The sequence below is a fragment of the Paraburkholderia sp. RAU2J genome, assembly GCF_003634845.1.
Lineage (GTDB): Bacteria > Pseudomonadota > Gammaproteobacteria > Burkholderiales > Burkholderiaceae > Paraburkholderia > Paraburkholderia fynbosensis.
Window position 1 is genome coordinate 1,235,555 of sequence record NZ_RBXG01000003.1, and the last position, 16,853, is coordinate 1,252,407.

Genomic DNA, 16,853 nt, shown 5'->3' on the forward strand with positions numbered 1-16,853 from the left:
GAGTTTGTCTCCTCAGCCAGACTCCGCTCGCGTGCGAACGGATGTGGGGCAGCGATCGGCCAGTTTCAGCCGGTCGCGCGTGCAATCTGACGGACACTCAAACGTCGGTTTCGCCCTAAGCAGCGGACCTTCACCGCGTCGCTCACCCTCGACGCACTATCGGCCATTCCAGATGTTGCCGAATCACCGGTGGCTTTAGGCAATCAACGTGTGCTTCCAGGCCCCCGGGGCGACGGAATTACTACGCAAACCATAGAAATACCAATAGTCTCTGTCGCCAGAAAGATGACATTCACTCCGCCGGTGCTGGGTCCACCAATTTTGGCGGCGCGCGAGATTGTTCGCATCGCGCCTGCGTCGACCATATGTAACCGACACGCGTACCCATTTGCTCGTTGTGCTCGATCGGTAATGCAGAGGCATCCTATCCGGCATGATGCTCATCTTGACACATAACGCCCGTTGGGCGAGCGAGGCGGGGCACGCGTTTAACATAGCTTTTGCGAGCGAGATCTGGATATATTGGCGAAGAAGGTCATGAAGCGAGCCAAACATCGCGTCTTGCACTGGGCCCGCAGCGCAAGACGATTGTCGAAAAGGCAGTACATTGCGTGCTACCGGGGCAAATCCAAGGCTGTCAGTTCTCGCCGCCAGTATTGGTAGGGTACGCAAGGGTACCAGGGTTGGTCTTGCCGAAGGTTAGATACCACGGCGACCCAAGTGGACCTTTCTGCGCACTTGGGGGCACGAAGAGATCGAATTGCTTTGTGCTCACGTCATAGCGTCGCACTGATCCAGTATCCGGGCCGGCCCCAGAGATAGGGACGAACAGTTTCCCCTCAGGGCCGAACAGGATAGCCTGCGCGTAGCTGCGCGGCTGACCAATTTGGTCGAGGTTAATCTGGTCAAGGAAGGCGCCAGGGCTACTACCCTTGGGGCCTTGGAAGATAAGAATCTTGTCATTGTCAGAAGCACCCGCTTCGAAGCTCGTAATGTAGAGGTTGCCGTCGGGGCCAAAGACCAAGCCCTCGGGTCGATTGAGATCATTGACGCTAGCAACAAACACGTCGATGAACTGACCTGTGTTTGGGTTGAACCGCAGAACCTGCCCTCCCAGTCCTGTTGCGATGCAGGGAAAGTTGGACACATAGAGGAGGCCGTCAGGCCCGATCACAATGGCGCGAGGGTGGAATGCACCCGGTGTCGTGTAGGGGGCAGTCGGGATGTCGCAAGTCCCGAGTGACGCCGTCGCGGGCGGAACAAAAGCACCAACGAAGTCGCCGGCAGTCGCATGAAGTCGGTACGCCCGCAGTTTTCCTGACGTTACTGTGTCACCCATGTCCGCTACATATAGGGTTCGGTTGGCCTTCCCGCCCTGAACCGCGACGATACCTCGCGGCAGGTAGGGCGAATTGGGATCCGTGCGCGGAACGAGCGGAGCAAGGGGGTGTCCATCACTGCCATACCGCAGGATTTCGCCGTTGAACGATTGGTCAACATTTTGATTGACGACAACTAACTCGTTTTGCTGATTGAAAATTAGGCCCCTAGGTCCGTCCAGACCACCGCTACCCGAAGAGACGAAAGGACGGCGCAGGAGTTTTCCAGTTTCTGCATCAAAGAACTTCACGGTGTTATCGTTCGAATCGCCGATTGCGAGCATGTCCTCTCCCGCGCGGGCGTTAGCGCACAGTCCCGCTGCTAGAGTTAGAACGATGACTTGGAGCGCTGTTGTCAAAAACGTTCCAATGGTTTTTTCTTGTTTCATGATCGATTCCTTCGCGTTAAAAACGACAACTAAACGCGCACTGACTATTGGAGTGATCATGGCTTAGTCAACACGCGACACAAAGCTTCCCGCCCTTACAAAAACGGGAACAGGATTGAGCCTGGCGACACGCGAATCTCGTGGGATAAATATCCCGCGCAAATAAATGAATTTACCTTGTCCGCAAAAAGCGCTATTCGCAGAATGCGAATAGCGAACTTGTTAAATCTTGAAAAAAGAACCACAATTTGTGCACAATTTCGGTGATTCCGGTGTTGTGGCAATTGCGAATTAAATCTAGAAGTTGGGTTGTTAAATGTCAAGGACCATTGATTTTAATTTTATTGCAGAAGTATTGCAGACAGAAAATCGCAGTGCTTTTATGAATTAGTCTCTTAATTGAAATTATCTTTTTTCATGCCGATCGATCACTGTCTTTTTTAGGGCGCGGCTAAGTCAAACGGAAACTGACCGAGCGCAGTCTTTCCGAGCAAGCTCAGAACGTGGTACGTGCTGACAAGAGACAATCCGTTCGCGCGGTCATCAATGCAGGAACGAACGACCGAAGCACCTCGAAACCCGACATGCATTTATCGAGCATCCAATGTCACAAGTGGGTCGGGTGCGGCCCGTCGCAACGCGCAGCACTCGACCGATGCGAGGCGGCCGGTACGTGCTACTACCTAACCAGCCGTGGACGGGGTTCCGGCGTTGGCTGCGGCGCATACAACGAGCGCTGTGCGAGACGCGTACGGGGGCGTTTGTGCACTTTCTTGCATAGAATGGGTATTACCACACTGCCAGCGTCGCTGGCAGTATCTGGTCAACATGGCGGGCGGGATTCTCGTTGGAGGAATGTCATGCCGACTTACCAGTACAGGTGCGAGAAGTGCGGTGAAATGTTCGAACATGCCGAGCATCTTGCTGAACATGAAACTGCTCATCCGCCTTGTCCGAAGTGCGGAAACGAGAATGTTCAGCACATACCCACGCCATTTGTCGCAAAAACGTCCAGAAAGAGTTGAAATCTGTCTGACCGGGTAAAGGCAAAAACTGGCCATTTGCTGCCGGTCGCCGAGACCAACGCGCACTCATTCAAGTGGCTGCTGTCATTCAAACAGCGGTCACCCTCTTCATGAGAAAGGGGGCAGCAGCGAGTGTCTCCGTCAACAGGAAAATGACATAGGCGTCCACGTAAGCGCAGGCTTAATTAGGTTGTCGGGCAGCTTTCCGAGCGAACTACGAAGGCCGTCTTGCGACGAAGTCCCGCGTGCCTCATTTTCCCCATCGCTGCTTCACAAAGCGGGCGATCTCAGACTGTAATTCACGGTCTTCTGGCGTCGTGCCTCCAAAGCCGCCGTGGGGCATAGCCTCAAAGACGTGGAGGTCGGCCGGTACGCTCGCCCTGCGCAAAGCACGATGCATTCGCACCGCATTGGAGAGAAACAGGTCGCGTGTCCGTAATCGTCAGGTCCCGGCATAACGAAGCCTGCGTTGAGCACGGTTCCATCATTACCAACGAGCCGCTCGAGGGCGGCACGCGCCTCGATGCTTATCGAAGCAGGAAACGGGACGGTGTGTTCTGGTATAGCAACACCACGCTTTTGATCGTCCATCAGCATTAAAACCTACCTGTGTTTACATTCTTCAAATCGCGTCGCCCTCGTCCGACGCCTTGAATGGAGGGCAGCAAAGTGCCGCGCGGCTCCGCCGGCGGCCGCGGCCCCCGAAACTGCCATTTTCTGCAGAAACCTGCATTCGTCGGTCGCGTCACGACGCGGCACCGACGGCCTCCCGGCCGAACATCCGCCCTAAGCGGCACCGCTCCCCGCGTGGAGTCAAATACATCAAACGATCCTTCCTGCCGCTGCGCGAATTCCGCGATCTCGACGGCGCTAACCGTCAATTAGCGACTGGATGATGCGTTAGGCCGGCACGCGCGAGCACGGCACGACGCACGAGCAGCCGCTTGCACGCTCTGCCATCGACAAGCCGCTACTCGTCAGACTGCCCGATGTGCCGTTGGTGATGGCCGTACGGTGCGAGGTCAAGGTTGTATACCAGCGGGCACGTCGTCTCCAAGAAGGCACGGTACTCGGTCCATTCACTCTCGTCGGCAAGCAACCGCGGCTGAAGGCGACCGACACGCTCGTGCAGGTGTTCCACCGCCATGGACTCGTCGCGTCATGTCCGCGCCTGCGCAACCGTGGCTCGAGTACGTCCCACACTGGTGCCTGGCGCGGGCAACGGATACACCTGTCCACGTTCGTTGAACATGGACAGGTAGCCGCTGTGAATCAGCCGCGCGATGGAAGGGTGTCGTTCCCAGACCGCTTACAATCATCTGAAGCCTTGTTAGCGGGTCGAGTGACCACCATTGAGCCAGTCATGCGCCAGAACTCGCCGCTCGCCAGCGTCACGAACGATTGGAACACACCGCGATCATAGTCCTGGACGTTCACTACCGTCGCACCGTTCGACTCTTTTCAACTTACAACGAAAACACTGTTGCCGATCGGCACGACCTGAATTTCAACCGTCTCGGTCCGAGCGAACTTGCCCTCCCTAATCGCGAAGGTCAGCTCGGTCGCCGACTGGATCGTCAGGTATACCTTGAACGGTGGGTAGGTAACTTCCATCTCCTGTCCGAAGGGAAGACCTTTCATCGTCATATTCATTATTCCTTCAGCGAGATATGGCACAGACAGCCAGAAATGGCTGCGGTTTTTCTGTGTTCGCTGGGCAGCGAACGCGATGAGAAGGGAATGACGCGCCACAGCCCACTGACTGCATAAGTAGTCGAGCGCCCGCGCCGCGTCATTCCCTCGGAAACTAGCCTCAGGCGGGAGCCGGCGTGTTGAGAAGCTGCTGCTCCCAGAAATAGGCAATGCCGCTACCCGCAGCGTGCTGGCCCAATACTTCAGTCATCGCACCCGCAGTTTCGGTACGAGCCCAGTCGCGTTGCCACTCGGCCGCCAGCGCCAGCCAAGTCATCATGTTCGCCCCAGCCGCGATCATGCGCTGTATAGCGACTTGGTGCGCTTCCGCCGACGTACCGCCTGATGCGTCTGTGATCACCGTAGTATCCCAGCCTTCGCCGAGCGCCTGGATGACCGGCATCGCCACACAGATTTCGGTCCACAGACCAGCGATGATCAGTTGCTTGCGGCCCGTCGCTTTAACGGCATCCACGACTTTCTTGTCTTCCCATGTGTTAATGAGGGTTCGGTCGATCACCTCTTGGCCCGGGAAAACGTCGGTGATCTGCGGGAAGAGCAAACCGCCTCGCGCGGCTACCACGCTCGTGAGGATGGTCGGAACGCCAAACAGCTTGGCCGACTTTGCCAAAGCAGTCGAGGCGTTGACCACGGCCTGAGGATCGTGGCTGTTCAGGTTAGCGAGCTGGTACGGCTGGTGGTCGATCAAGACGAGTACTGAATCTTCCGGGCGGAGGAGTGAATTGAGACCATTGCGAAATGTCATAAAAATCCTTTGCGTTCACGGGAAGTATTGAGGTTTCGTCGGAGACGTGCCGACAAGCAGCCGTCAATCGGATGTTGGCATTCCCTCTTTCGCGACGCTAGACTAGGATTCGGCGACGCTCCGTCGCGCCAAGAGGAACGCCGAATTGGACATCGAAGAACTTCAGACGTTTGTTGAGATCGCGGACTCAGGCGGCGTCTCGCCCGCTGCCCGCCGTTTAGGGGTCTCAAAATCGATCGTCAGCCGGAGACTGTTGCGGCTTGAATCAGAGCTCGGCGTCCAACTCCTGGCGAGGACAACCCGTGGTGCTGCTCTGACTGAAGCGGGCACCGCCTTTCGCGACCACGCCGCCCGCGTCGTTGCCGAGATCGACGCTGCCAGGGAGACGATTTCACCAGCCGGCCACCTGCGTGGCCGCTTGCGAATCGCAGCGCCGCTCACGTTCGGCCCGACTCATCTATCACCGGTTTTGGCAGAAATGGCGCGACGTCATCCGCTGCTGCATATCCACACCTGCTACAGCGACCGCATTGTCGACCTGGTTGGCGAGGGATATGACTGTGCGATTCGGGTCGGCTACCTTCAGGATTCAGACCTCATCGCGAAGCGCGTTGGACCTATCTACGGAAAGCTCGTCGCAAGCCCTGGCTATGTCAAAGCGCACGGCGCACCTGAAACACCGGACGAGCTTGTCGGTCACCAGGCTCTAATGCAAGGAACGGAACGCTGGCGGTTTATAGATGGAGACAATGTCATAACCGTTCATCCGCGGGGACGTTTCAAGGCTGACAACGCCATCGCTATCGCTTCCGCCGCAGTGGCTGGGCTCGGCCTCGCATGGCTCCCCGACGGCGTAACGGACCAATACGTTGCTTCTGGAGCGCTCGTGCCGGTCATGTGTCGTTTTCCACCCCCGACTGCGGGTATATATGTTGTGCGCCCGGCCGGTCTGAACCCATCAGCGAAGGTCCGGGTCCTTACTGATATGCTCATCGAATGTTTTGACCAGCCCGCCTAGACGCTTCGCGTCTCTGGGCACCTCGAGTTCAAAATGATCGATTGAGTAGATGCCGTAGCGTGCATGGCTTGTTTTCGATGAAGTCGTGAACGTCCGCAGTCGTGTCAGGGCAGGACGCCAGCCGCACCTATGCGCCAGCCAGCGGGACGCGCTCGATCGGGATTTTCAGGAGCGCTTCCGCCGCCGAGACTACTTGGAACAATGGGTAGCTGACGCCGGTGCGCCGCTTGCCAGAGCACGAGATGTCGGTGCAATCGTTGACCGTCGCGTACCGATCGCGTGGCGCGATCGAGGAGTGGGAATACTTCGACGCATGGCGAAAGCCGCCAGCGGGCCCGCAAATCGGGCCGTGGTAACGCTGGCGATCCTCGGCCTATACCGGGCCGCCCGCCAAGCTGCCAGTCCACGCTATCCCGCAAGGATGCTTACCTCAAGCTAGTGAATACAGGCGGAGCGGCTTGGCAGATCTCAGCGCGAACTGGCAACAATCCCGAAACTTTCCGGCTGCGGCTTGGACGGTGGTTTCTCTGCACCTTCGACAAGTCCGATAGTGCCTATTGTGGCGTTATTCAGCGGAGCGAACCCACTACCACCGGTCGCTGCCGACGCTCGTCGTCCAACGCACTCGCGGTCCCTTCGTACCTTCTTAACGACCGTTCGCGCCGTTGGACCGATGTGGCCGAAGTGGGTCGAACTGAGCCGCCCACTGAGGGAGCGGGTGCGGCAATACTGGTCATCCGGCGTGCCGTCGCCACTCTTCGACAATTCAGGGAGACGCTGCAGGCGCCGAACACGTCGGCTGCCTCCCGAAGACGGCGCGGAGGTCGCGTCGCCGCCAAAGAATCCACGCTGCCACTTCCCTGTCGCGCTTACGGGCCTAGTTGCCAGCGCAGGAGTGGGTGGGTCGCGCCGGCAGGCATGACCCATACTCCATTCGGCCCGAAGTCGTAGCCGGCGAAACTGGACGGCATTGCCATCTGCGCGGTGGTGAGGCCTCGCGCATGGCCGACCGTGCCATTGTTCACGACACTCACGACCGGGATCGTGGTACCGGTAGTTTGGGTATCCCAGAAGACGTCGCTCGCGACGAAGTTGAAGTCGGTGTTCACGGCTGCGATGCCGCCACCACTGTCGGGCGCATGGAGATGGCCGGTAGCGAAGGACTGTTCGATATAGCCCAGATTTTCACCGACGAGCGCGCCGACCGGGCCTTGCTGGGCGGTGACGGATCCTGTTGCATACGATTGGGAAACAAGTCCGTCGGCTTGACCGACCAAGCCGCCCGCTGTGCCGCCGTTCGCCGCTACGTTACCCGTTGCGAACGACTGCCGGATGTTCCCAGTGTCTGCCCCGATGAGGCCGCCGGTATAGGCAGAAAGCGTACTGATATCGGTGCTGCTCGATGAGCGATATGTCAAGCCTCGCGAGTCCCCGATCAAACCGCCCGCGTGTACGCTGATCCCGGCAAGCGGAAGGTCAATCACGCCGCTGCTGTGGACCGACGCAACGATGCCGAGATTGCTCCCTGCCAGGATCCCGAAGGCGCCTAGGGTCGCAGGGCCAGTGATCGTCCCCTGCACATTCAGGTCGCGCACGATACCCGTCGTCCCAATCACAGAGAAAAGCCCGCCAGGCGGCGCGAAGTCGGAAAAGGCTGCGTTGAACGAGAGGTTCGATATCGTGTGTCCGAGCCCATCGAATTGTCCGTTGAAGTAGCTGTACGTTAGAGCGTTGGAAGAAACCCCCCCTATCGGTGCATTGAACGTCCCGGCTGGCGGCGCCGCGTTCAGGTCTTTGCCCAGCGCGTAGTTCCCGGACAGATCGAGGTTTATGTTGTCGAGATCCGCCAGCGAGTTGGCAAGCTTGTAAGGGGTGTACTGACTGACAGGGCCGCCAAACGCCGATGCTACCCAGTCCGGATTCGTCATCACAACCCCGGGACGGTTGCCGCCATTCATGTCGAAATACGTGCTGACCAGACCTTTGCTGCCCGACCAGTCGATGACGCCCTCGTTCGCGACGCTGCCCTGGTTATCGATGCCCGACGCGTCCGCTCTCAGGCTTAGATTGCCGCTGCCGGTGTTGCGAATCGTCGTCTGCGGACCGATGGCCACGTGGCGAAAAGCGACCAGCGAAAGCGACGCGGAACCATTCCAGTCGAGGTTCGATAGCACGCTCATGTCGCCGCTCGCGCCATCCGTGCCGGTCGCGCTTGCGTAGACCGATGTGCCATTGTTCAGACTGCGCATGAAAGCGCGCGCCGTGGTGCGATCGACGATGAAGCCTGGTGTGGAGACGTTCCACAGCCCCGCCTGAACCGCTGCGTCGTGCCCGAACGTCAGGGCGGCGGCGAGCGTATCGACGGTGCCGCCGCTGCCATCCACGTTCGTTGCAGCAACGGTTCCCTGCTGCGTGACGTGACCCTTGTCGGCAACCAGCCAGATATGACCATAGCGCGTGGCCGTGCCCGTTGCGCGGATGCGCGAGCCGCCGCCTGCAAGGGCATAGATATTGCCGTCGGCCGCTTCGAGATTGAGCTGCGCGGCCAGCGTCGTGCCCCGATCGATCACGGTGCCCGTGTTGCCTGTCTGCACGAATAACTGCCTGGCGCTCGGCGAATCGGACAGCAGCACCTCTTTCCCGACCACGTATTCGGCGGTGCCGTTCGGTGCGCTTACCACGCCGTCATTCAGCACGACGTCGCGTGCGATCAGGAAAACGTCGCCCCCGCTGGAACTGATCTTGCCGAGATTCACCACCTTGCCATTCGACGTGCCGGAAAGCGTGAGCGTTCCACCGTTCATGAAAGCGGTATCCGGCAGATCGAGCGTCGAAGCCACGAAACGTCCGCCCGTGCTGATGACGCCGCTGCGGCCCACCACGATGCCCTGCGGGTTGATCAGATACACACTGCCCGTTGCATTCAGACTGCCGAGAAGCGCCGAAGGCCCACTGGCCGTCACGCGATTGAGCGTTGCGCCCGAACCGTTGTTGAACGTGACGGTGTTGCCTCTGCCGATTGAGAAGCTGGTCCAGTCGATCACGCCGCGAGTCGAGCCAGGTTGCGTGACGGTGAGCGCATCGCACTGACTGGCGATAGTTCCCGTGCCGGCGACATAGTGGCCACCCTTCGGCAGAACGCCACTGGCAGACGCCGCATGCGGCAAAGACAATCCGGCGAGCAACACAGCGATGAGCGGCGCGACATGCTGAGACGGTTGCCGGCGACGGAGCACGCGAAGTACCGGACGACCTGATGACAAAAGTGCCATGTGCCCCCCTTTCGCGGACCAATCAGCCCAGCCCGAAAAACCGGTCGACATCAGCACCGACGACTGGCGCGTCGCCGCTCGGCGCAGGTTCAGCGTCAAGCCCGAGCCGTTATCGAACCCCACGACCTGAAACGCGTTAGTCGTCGCGTCTAAAGGATAGCCTCTGGAATCGCGGACGCATGCCGACATCTCCGCGTTTCGCGACATTATTTCTGTGCGCTTGTGGCCACATTTCGCGATGGCGAGTAACCGCGATGCGCATGTCTCCTGTTCCGCGCTGGCCGGGGCAGGCCTGGCGAAGCATCGCCCCGCGCGGGACAGGTTTTGATTGTAAGACCTCGTTTCGCGACAGTATCAAGCGGGTCGGCTATGTCGCCGGTACCGGAAGTTGAGCGCGCTTGGTCGCCAGATGAAATGGAGGTCAGCGTGCGTCGATCGCCTACACTTGCTAATGGCATTTGGGTCCCATCGTCGCACGCCGTCACGCAACGCCAAGGAAACAGGATCCCATCCTGGCAATCGATTCGCGCTCGCCCCGCGCACCGCTACCCCCAACGGTGAAAGTGCGCGTGGGGCGCCTTACTCAGGTCGCGCTACCGAAAAGATCAGCGAGGCAATCGATGAGAGTGAACCCCCCAGCGCGCACAGAGTTGCCTGGGCAAGTCGTACTCGTCTTTCAGGGTGGCGGCGCGTTGGGCGCGTATCAGCTTGGTGTCTATCAGGCGATGGACAAAGCGGGCATACAGCCGGATTGGGTGATCGGCACCTCCATTGGCGCGATCAACGCAGCCTTGATCGCCGGGAATCCACCGGAGCACCGTTATCGACGGCTGGAGGAATTCTGGAACCAGGTGACCGACCGCACCCGCCTGGACGTGCCTGCTGCCTGGCCTGGCTGGGACAAAATCTTTGCAAAATGGATGATCATCGGCGGCGGCATCGAGGGATTCTTCCAGCCCAATCCGGCATCCTGGCTCGGACCGCTCGCCCGGCTCGGCGTGGATCGAGCGTCGTATTACCTGATTGCGCCGTTGCGCGATACGCTTTGTTCGCTGGTCGACTTCGATCTGCTGAACGCCGGGCATCCGCGACTGACCGTGGGCGCAGTTCACGCCTGCACGGGCGCGATGCGCTACTTCGACTCGCGCGACCAACGGCTGAATGCCTCGCACATCATGAGCTCGGGCGCGCTGCCACCCGCGTTCCCGGCCGTGCGGATTGACGGAGAGCCGTATTGGGACGGCGGCGTTTATTCCAACACCCCGGTCGAGGTGGTGCTGGATGACAAGCCCCGCAAGAGTTCGGTCATCTTCTCGGTACAGGTGTGGAACCCGATCGGCCCTGAGCCGGAAAGCATATGGCAGATCTCGGAACGGCAAAAGGACATCCAGTACGCCAGTCGCACCGACAGTCACATCGCGCGTCAGCAGCAGATACACCGTCTCCGCCATGTGATCCGCGAACTGGTTAAGCGCTTGCCGGAAGCCGAGCGCGCCTCGTCCGAAGTCCAGGAGCTTGCCGCCTGGGGGTGCCAGACCACCATGCGTATGATCAAACTTGCTGCGCCCCGCCTGGACGGGGACGACCAGTTGAAGGATATCGATTTCACCCCAGCCGGCATTGCTTCCCGACAGCGCGCGGGCTATGAAGCAGCAATGCGGGCCATTGCCGCGCGCCCGTGGGACGCACCGATGGACCCAGTAGAAGGATTGACCGTCTACAGCGCGGATGAAGACGTAACCGGTGAGAGACGCGTTTGACGCCTGCCCGAATAAGGACCCGTCGCCGTTGACCGAATGATGCGATTGATGAAATTCCCGGTGGCCGGTGATGGCGTAATGCCAAGTTTCTTCGGCGCTCCGGGTGCAGGTAAGGCCGCGCTGATTGCCCGTCCGCAGGATCAGAGTTCGCGACGTATAGGGGCCGCTCGGCTTCCTTGCGGTAGCTGTCAAAGGTCGCCGGCTTGTCGGCAAAGCGGGCGAGCCATGCCTGTATTGCCTCCAGGTCATTTGCCGCGGCAATCTGCGCGTGGCCGCCGATCGCGCGGTTCGATCCCGTGCGACCGTCAAGCGCCGCAGGGATAGCGAGCGTTTCGAGCGGAGCGGGTTGCAGCGCGACGCCGCTACGGGCGGCCGAAGTCGACATGAAGGTGAGCTTTTCCGGGAAGCGCGTCGAGGCGCGCAATGGCAGACGGTCCTGCGTGGAAATTTTCAACATTATAGTAATAATGTCAAAATGTGGCGTCTGATGCGTTAGATATGGGGTGGTTTACGTAGTATTATTTATACGATTCCGCGCCAACACGCTCCCATGGCCCGCGCCCTCCCTGACGAAACCCGTCTCGCCGCCGAAATCGACCGCCTGAAGGCCGAGTTCCCGAGGACGCGCGAACTGTACCGCGAGGTCTGCGCGCTACTGTTCTTCCGCTTCGGGATCACGCCAACCGCGAACCGGCTGTATCAACTGGTGAAGCGCGGCAGCATGAGTACGCCGACCCAGGTACTCGGCGAGTTCTGGACCGGGTTGCGCGAGAAAAGCCGCGTGCGCATCGAACACCCGGACCTGCCAGCCGATTTACGGGACGCGGCGGGCGAACTGGTCGCGACACTATGGACCCGGGCGAGCGTGTCCGCGCAGGCGGAGCTCGAAGCGCTGCACGCAGAAGTGGAGGGCCAGCGCGCGGACGCGGAGCAGCGCGTCGCGGCCGCGCGCGGCGAACTGGAACGCACCGAAACGGCGCTCGAGCAGCGCACGGCCGCGCTGCTCGCCGCCCAGGTCGAGGTCCGCGAGCTGGAAAAGGCCCAGACCGAGGGTCACGCGGCACGGCAGGCGTTCGAGGCCGAGATCGGACGGCTCAAGGAGGAGGTGGTCGCGCGCGACCGCGAACTCACAAAGGTGCGGGAAGGCTTCTCGCGGGATCTCGAGAAGCTGCGCGAGAGCGCGGAGCGCGCCGACGAGCGGCTGTGCGCCGCGGAAAAGCGCGCGCTGCTGGAGATCGACCGCGAGCGGAGCGCTGCCGCGAAGCTGCAGAAGGAGCTCGATGAGGCGACGAAGCGCGCCGACCGACGCGAGGCGGATCACCGCAGCGTGATCGAGGGCCTGCAGGCGCAGCTGGGTGACGCGCGGCATCAGGCGGGCATCCTGCAGGGGCGACTCGATGCCGTCGAGGCCGCGAACGGGACGCTGCAGCATCAGCTCGCAGCGGCGCGTCAGACCGATGCCCGCCAGGCCCGGCCGGCCCGAGCGAAGGCCGCGCCTGCCCGTCCGACCGCGGCACGCCCTGCACTGACGCGCCCCATGCGGCCGCCGGCCACGCCGGCCACGCCGGGCGCGTCGCGCAAGACATCTGCAACACCCGCGTCACCGGCGACGGCAAACAAACCTGTGGCGCGTCGCAAGCGGGGGTAGGCGCGATGGAAGACAGGAACAGCCGCCCGCGGAAACGGCAAGAAGCACCGGCCTGTCCCCCCATCGGCGCGCTGCTGCGTTACGGCGAGCGGACCGTGCGCGTCATCGCCGAAGCGAGCGGCCAGCGTGTGATCATCGCGTCGGTCAACGAGGACGGCCGCGCCTTCCGCAGCACCGTGAAATGGGCTAGTCTGACCGCTCTTCACGATCAACTCTTCTGAGCGCGATGACCCTACCGCTGACCATGCAGCAGCTCGACATCTTCGCCGACAGCCGTGACGTCGTGCTGCGCAACGACGTGCTGGAGCCGTTGCAGCGGCGCGATGTCGCGGCCGCGCGAACGGCACTGGCGCAGCTCGCCGGCGAATACCCGAACGACGGTGCGCTGCCCGCGATGACCGTGCTGGTCCGCGAACTCGGGAATGGATCGACCGCGCCCTTTGCTGACCATGCGGCGCTGGACATCGCCCACCGTCACCTGGAGGACGAGGTGGTGCCCGCCGCCCGGCGCGTGCTGCCCGCGCAGAGCGTCCAGCCGTGGCTCGCACCATGCTGGCGAGCGCTCGCCCAGCGGGCCACGCCACTGGCCTTTCGCGGCGCCGGTGCCGGGAACCATGCCGACAGCCACGCCGCACCGCTCTGGCTGCTGGCCGGCGACTGGGCGGCTGCACGTGCGGCGGTCGAGGGCATTGAATCCTGGTGGCGCATCCCGGCACCCTTCGCGTGGATGACGGAGGCGCGCTACCGGGCTGATGGTCTGGATGCCGCGTGGCCACTGCTCGCTGGACTGGCGTGGCTCGCGCCCGCACGGTTCGCGGCGTTGCTGCCCGGACTGGGCGACGCGTCGCTCGACGCGCTACGCCAGCGCTTTGATGCGGAGTTCCCCGGCACGGGCGAGATCGACGATTACGCGTGGTTCCCGGCCTGGCTGCTGGTGGTCAAGCCGGCGCTCGCAGGCCGGCTGGGTGACGCCCGGACGCAACGTGAGGTTGCGGCATCGCGGGCCACGGTCCTGCTGGGCGAGATCCTGCGTCGGGAGCATGACGGTGACCAGCACGAACTCGTCAGTCTGCGTCAGGCGCTCAGTCGCCTGCATGCGGGCCTGTTCGACGTGTACATGGCCACACGGAAAGTGCAGCACCGGTGAGTATGACGATCGGCGGCCACGATTACCGCTGATGCCGTAGTCGCATCGGCCAGTCGCGCGGAGGTACGGAGGCGACATGACATTGAAAGCGCAGTGGTACCGGAACAGGCTCGCGAAAAAAAGCCGCAAGGGCTTCTGCGGCTACCCGGTCGCAACGGTGGCCTTCTATGGGCCCGATGACAGGCGGGCGACAAAGGTTGCGGTCGGCGTCGTCGCGTACGAAGGCGCGGATGCTGATCCCGTTGAGCGGTGGTTCTCTGAAACGTCCGATGCGAGAACCGATCCGGAAATCACCGAAGCAGTCGTCCGGTTCATTGAACAGCATGGTGCGCGTTCGGTGGTCGCCGTCGATCGCATCATCGGGTGCCCGCATGAGGAAGGCATCGACTATCCGCACGGCGAAACCTGTCCGCGGTGTCCGTTCTGGAGCGGTCGTGACCGGTGGAGCGGCGGGTTGATCAGGTGAGGCCAGTTGGGTGCTCTCGCGACTGTGGACGGGGCAGCCGGCGTTGAAACCGGGTGACGCTATTTCACGTGCGGAAGACTTTCAATATGTCCAATATGCGGGACGGCCCGGATTGCTCCGCTCCCGAGCCTGCTTCTATCATCAACTCCCCGCTCTTGCTGGTAAAGCGGCTTCGGTGTGGAGCACGCCGACAGTGCGCTCGCAAGCGCAAGCACGCAAACCGCGGAGGAAAAGCGGAACTGGGTATGCATGGCCAATAGGTTGGATCGGCTCGAGCGGAGAAGGGGTAAGAAGCCAGATGGTCAGGACACCCAATGCTCTCGTGCAGCATGAGAGGGACGCATCAAGCTGCCGATCCGAAAGTGAACGGGCCGCGCGGGGCGGCTCTGCCGACAAGCATCGATTGATACCGGGCGAAGCGCCGCAGTGAACGCGTACGTCGCCCGGATGTCAGCGGTGATCTCATGGCCGACCGTCAGTCCGTAATCAATAGAAAGGTCTTCGCCTGGCCGTTTGCGGTGATTGCAGGAACAGATACGCGATCGCCCGTCTCGATGGCCTCGAAGTCAGGTATGCACACCAGGTTCAGGAACCGCGGCTGTTCTGACGCGACGGTGCCGGTTGCCGCGCAACGCGGTCGTCGATATGCTCTCATCCTTCAACGGACCAGGAGTCAGGAAGTGCGGCGCGTGACGGTCAGGAAATCATCGGTGCATGGGCGCGGCGTCTTCGCGCTACAGGCGATTCCCGTCGGCCAGCGGATCTTCGAATATCGCGGTGAGGTGACATCGTGGCGGCGGGCCTCTGCCCGGCACCAGTGATCCGGAATGCCCGGCCATACGTTCATTTTCGGACTGGCTGACGGTCGCGTGATTGACGGCAGCGTCGGGGGCAATGGCTCCCGCTGGCTGAACCACTCCTGCCGGCCGAACTGCGAGGCGATTGAGGACGAGCGGGGGCGCGTTTTCATCGAGGCGATCGCAAACGTGATGCCGGGCGACGAGCTGTTCATCGCCTATGGGCTCACTGTCGATGAGACGGTGACTCCTGAACTGGTCGCCGAGTACTCTTGCCGCTGCGGGACAAAGCGGTGTACCGGTTCGATGCTGGCCCTGGCGAGCGGATAGCAGGCGCCCATGACGGACACATCCGGTTTTCCTTCGAAACGGATCGGCGCCGGAAGAGTCGCGAAGCTGTGCGCCGACCCGTCGCGCGCAGCCACCACACGTCATCTGCGTAAGCCCGGCTCGCCTTGCCAGCACCCCCGTCGACGGAGCAGGATTGAATCCTGTCAGCCCGGAGAGCACCATGCGTACCAATGCGTACCACACAGCAGTTCAGCATTACCCTGCCCAATGAGCCGGCCGAACTCATCCGCACCAAGGTCGCCAGCGGCGAATACGCTTCTGAAAGCGAAGTGATCCGCGATGGGCTACGCACCCTCGCGGCCCGCGACAGGGCCATTGAGGCGTGGCTGCGTGATGAGGCGGTGCCTGCGACCGAAGCGCTGCGCGCGGCTCCCGCGCGCGCTCACGCCCGACCAGGTGCGCGCTCACCTGACGAAGAAGCGCTCTGGCGCCGCATGAACTACCGGGTGCAGTTTGCCCTGCGCGATACCAGCTTGAGGACATCGAACGGTTCATCAGTGAAGTGGGTTCGCCCGTCACGCGCCGTCACGATGCCGCAGCCTCCTGATGCAGCTGGCAGCCTTGCATCAAGCGCCGGGCGATATCGGCCGTTTGCAGCGTCGCGCGTTTCGTCGGTGAATGGGCGGCGAGATAGCGGACGACCGCAATGACAACGTACCGGCCCTCGCCAGTATTGCCCCACGGAGTAAACTGCCGGACGCCGGCTTCCAACATCTGATAACCGGTGGATGCATTGAACTTTGACTGCGCACCTGCTATTGCGCTGCTGTGAGCCTGAGTCCCGGGCGCAGTTCATGAACAACGTCTTCCTGGCGCTTGCGCTGATCGGATACCTGTTCGATGCCTTGTTTAAAAACCGCTTCGCAGAATGCGATGCGTGAGCGGTAATAGTCCGCATGCATCTGCGCATCGAGGACACGCTGCTCAGCCTGGAACAGCTCCATACGCAATTCGTTTAGCGCCCGTTCCGACCGTTTCTCGGGGGTAGGCGCGTGATGTGAAGCCCAGTTTGTGATCCACCTCAGCATGGTGAAACCCTCCTGTTTCTTTGGATGCTCTTCCACGGGTATCAGGTCAGCGTCATACGGGCGCCTTCACCACGATGCCTCCGGCGTCCGGTGCAGGAAAGACTACCAACATCGG

Annotated in this window: 13 protein-coding genes and 3 pseudogenes; 9 read left to right on the forward strand and 7 right to left on the reverse strand. The window is 61.3% G+C overall.

Annotated features, from left to right (window positions below):
- Positions 1 to 637: 637 nt before the first annotated feature.
- Positions 638 to 1,768, reverse strand: coding sequence for a hypothetical protein (locus B0G69_RS37050; protein WP_199731475.1), 1,131 nt, complete (start codon positions 1,766 to 1,768; stop codon positions 638 to 640).
- A gap of 860 nt (positions 1,769 to 2,628) precedes the next feature.
- Here B0G69_RS37050 and B0G69_RS37055 point away from each other — a divergent pair.
- A complete protein-coding gene (locus B0G69_RS37055; RefSeq protein WP_121324995.1) occupies positions 2,629 to 2,793 on the forward strand; it encodes an FmdB family zinc ribbon protein in 165 nt (54 codons plus the stop codon).
- 1,461 nt (positions 2,794 to 4,254) lie between these two features.
- Here B0G69_RS37055 and B0G69_RS37065 read toward each other — a convergent pair.
- Together B0G69_RS37065 and B0G69_RS37070 are read right to left on the reverse strand one after the other, a co-directional pair.
- A complete protein-coding gene (locus B0G69_RS37065) occupies positions 4,255 to 4,440 on the reverse strand; it encodes a hypothetical protein (RefSeq protein ID WP_121324996.1) in 186 nt (61 codons plus the stop codon).
- A 166-nt stretch (positions 4,441 to 4,606) separates the two neighbouring features.
- Entirely contained in the window at positions 4,607 to 5,251 is a 645-nt protein-coding gene (locus tag B0G69_RS37070; protein WP_121324997.1) for a hydrolase, read from the reverse strand.
- A gap of 145 nt (positions 5,252 to 5,396) precedes the next feature.
- Here B0G69_RS37070 and B0G69_RS37075 point away from each other — a divergent pair, with 145 nt between their 5' ends.
- Positions 5,397 to 6,269 carry a LysR family transcriptional regulator gene (locus B0G69_RS37075; protein ID WP_121324998.1) on the forward strand — a complete coding sequence of 291 codons (873 nt, stop codon included), beginning with the start codon at positions 5,397 to 5,399 and terminating at the stop codon, positions 6,267 to 6,269.
- Between the two features lie 869 nt (positions 6,270 to 7,138).
- Here B0G69_RS37075 and B0G69_RS37080 read toward each other — a convergent pair.
- Positions 7,139 to 9,541, reverse strand: a complete 2,403-nt coding sequence (locus tag B0G69_RS37080) for a filamentous hemagglutinin N-terminal domain-containing protein (RefSeq protein ID WP_121325144.1) — start codon at positions 9,539 to 9,541, stop codon at positions 7,139 to 7,141.
- Between the two features lie 620 nt (positions 9,542 to 10,161).
- On the opposite strand from B0G69_RS37080, the gene B0G69_RS37085 reads away from it, so the two are divergent.
- Positions 10,162 to 11,301, forward strand: coding sequence for a patatin-like phospholipase family protein (locus B0G69_RS37085; protein ID WP_121324999.1), 1,140 nt, complete (start codon positions 10,162 to 10,164; stop codon positions 11,299 to 11,301).
- A gap of 157 nt (positions 11,302 to 11,458) precedes the next feature.
- On the opposite strand, the pseudogene B0G69_RS42480 reads toward B0G69_RS37085, so the two are convergent.
- Positions 11,459 to 11,686 (reverse strand): annotated as a pseudogene (locus tag B0G69_RS42480) (integrase); the annotation flags it as partial.
- Positions 11,687 to 11,851: 165 nt separating this feature from the next.
- Between B0G69_RS42480 and B0G69_RS37095 the strand changes: the two are divergent.
- From B0G69_RS37095 to B0G69_RS37120, 6 genes and pseudogenes are all read left to right on the forward strand, one after another.
- Positions 11,852 to 12,949, forward strand: a complete 1,098-nt coding sequence (locus tag B0G69_RS37095; RefSeq protein WP_121325000.1) for a DNA-binding protein — start codon at positions 11,852 to 11,854, stop codon at positions 12,947 to 12,949.
- Between the two features lie 5 nt (positions 12,950 to 12,954).
- The gene (locus B0G69_RS37100) at positions 12,955 to 13,170 is read left to right on the forward strand and encodes a hypothetical protein (RefSeq protein ID WP_121325001.1); all 216 of its coding nucleotides are present in this window, start codon (positions 12,955 to 12,957) and stop codon (positions 13,168 to 13,170) included.
- A 5-nt stretch (positions 13,171 to 13,175) separates the two neighbouring features.
- Entirely contained in the window at positions 13,176 to 14,096 is a 921-nt protein-coding gene (locus B0G69_RS37105; RefSeq protein ID WP_121325002.1) for a hypothetical protein, read from the forward strand.
- 76 nt (positions 14,097 to 14,172) lie between these two features.
- A complete protein-coding gene (locus tag B0G69_RS37110; RefSeq protein ID WP_121325003.1) occupies positions 14,173 to 14,562 on the forward strand; it encodes a hypothetical protein in 390 nt (129 codons plus the stop codon).
- Between the two features lie 680 nt (positions 14,563 to 15,242).
- Positions 15,243 to 15,689, forward strand: a pseudogene (locus B0G69_RS37115) (SET domain-containing protein).
- A gap of 191 nt (positions 15,690 to 15,880) precedes the next feature.
- Positions 15,881 to 16,148: pseudogene (locus B0G69_RS37120) on the forward strand (type II toxin-antitoxin system ParD family antitoxin).
- Between the two features lie 87 nt (positions 16,149 to 16,235).
- On the opposite strand, the gene B0G69_RS37125 reads toward B0G69_RS37120, so the two are convergent.
- Together B0G69_RS37125 and B0G69_RS37130 are read right to left on the reverse strand one after the other, a co-directional pair.
- On the reverse strand, positions 16,236 to 16,424 hold the full coding sequence (locus tag B0G69_RS37125; protein ID WP_158609045.1) for a hypothetical protein: 189 nt from the start codon (positions 16,422 to 16,424) through the stop codon (positions 16,236 to 16,238).
- Positions 16,425 to 16,465: 41 nt separating this feature from the next.
- Positions 16,466 to 16,738 (reverse strand): hypothetical protein, encoded by a 273-nt coding sequence (locus B0G69_RS37130; protein WP_121325004.1) that lies wholly within the window; start codon positions 16,736 to 16,738, stop codon positions 16,466 to 16,468.
- Between the last annotated feature and the right edge of the window lie 115 nt (positions 16,739 to 16,853).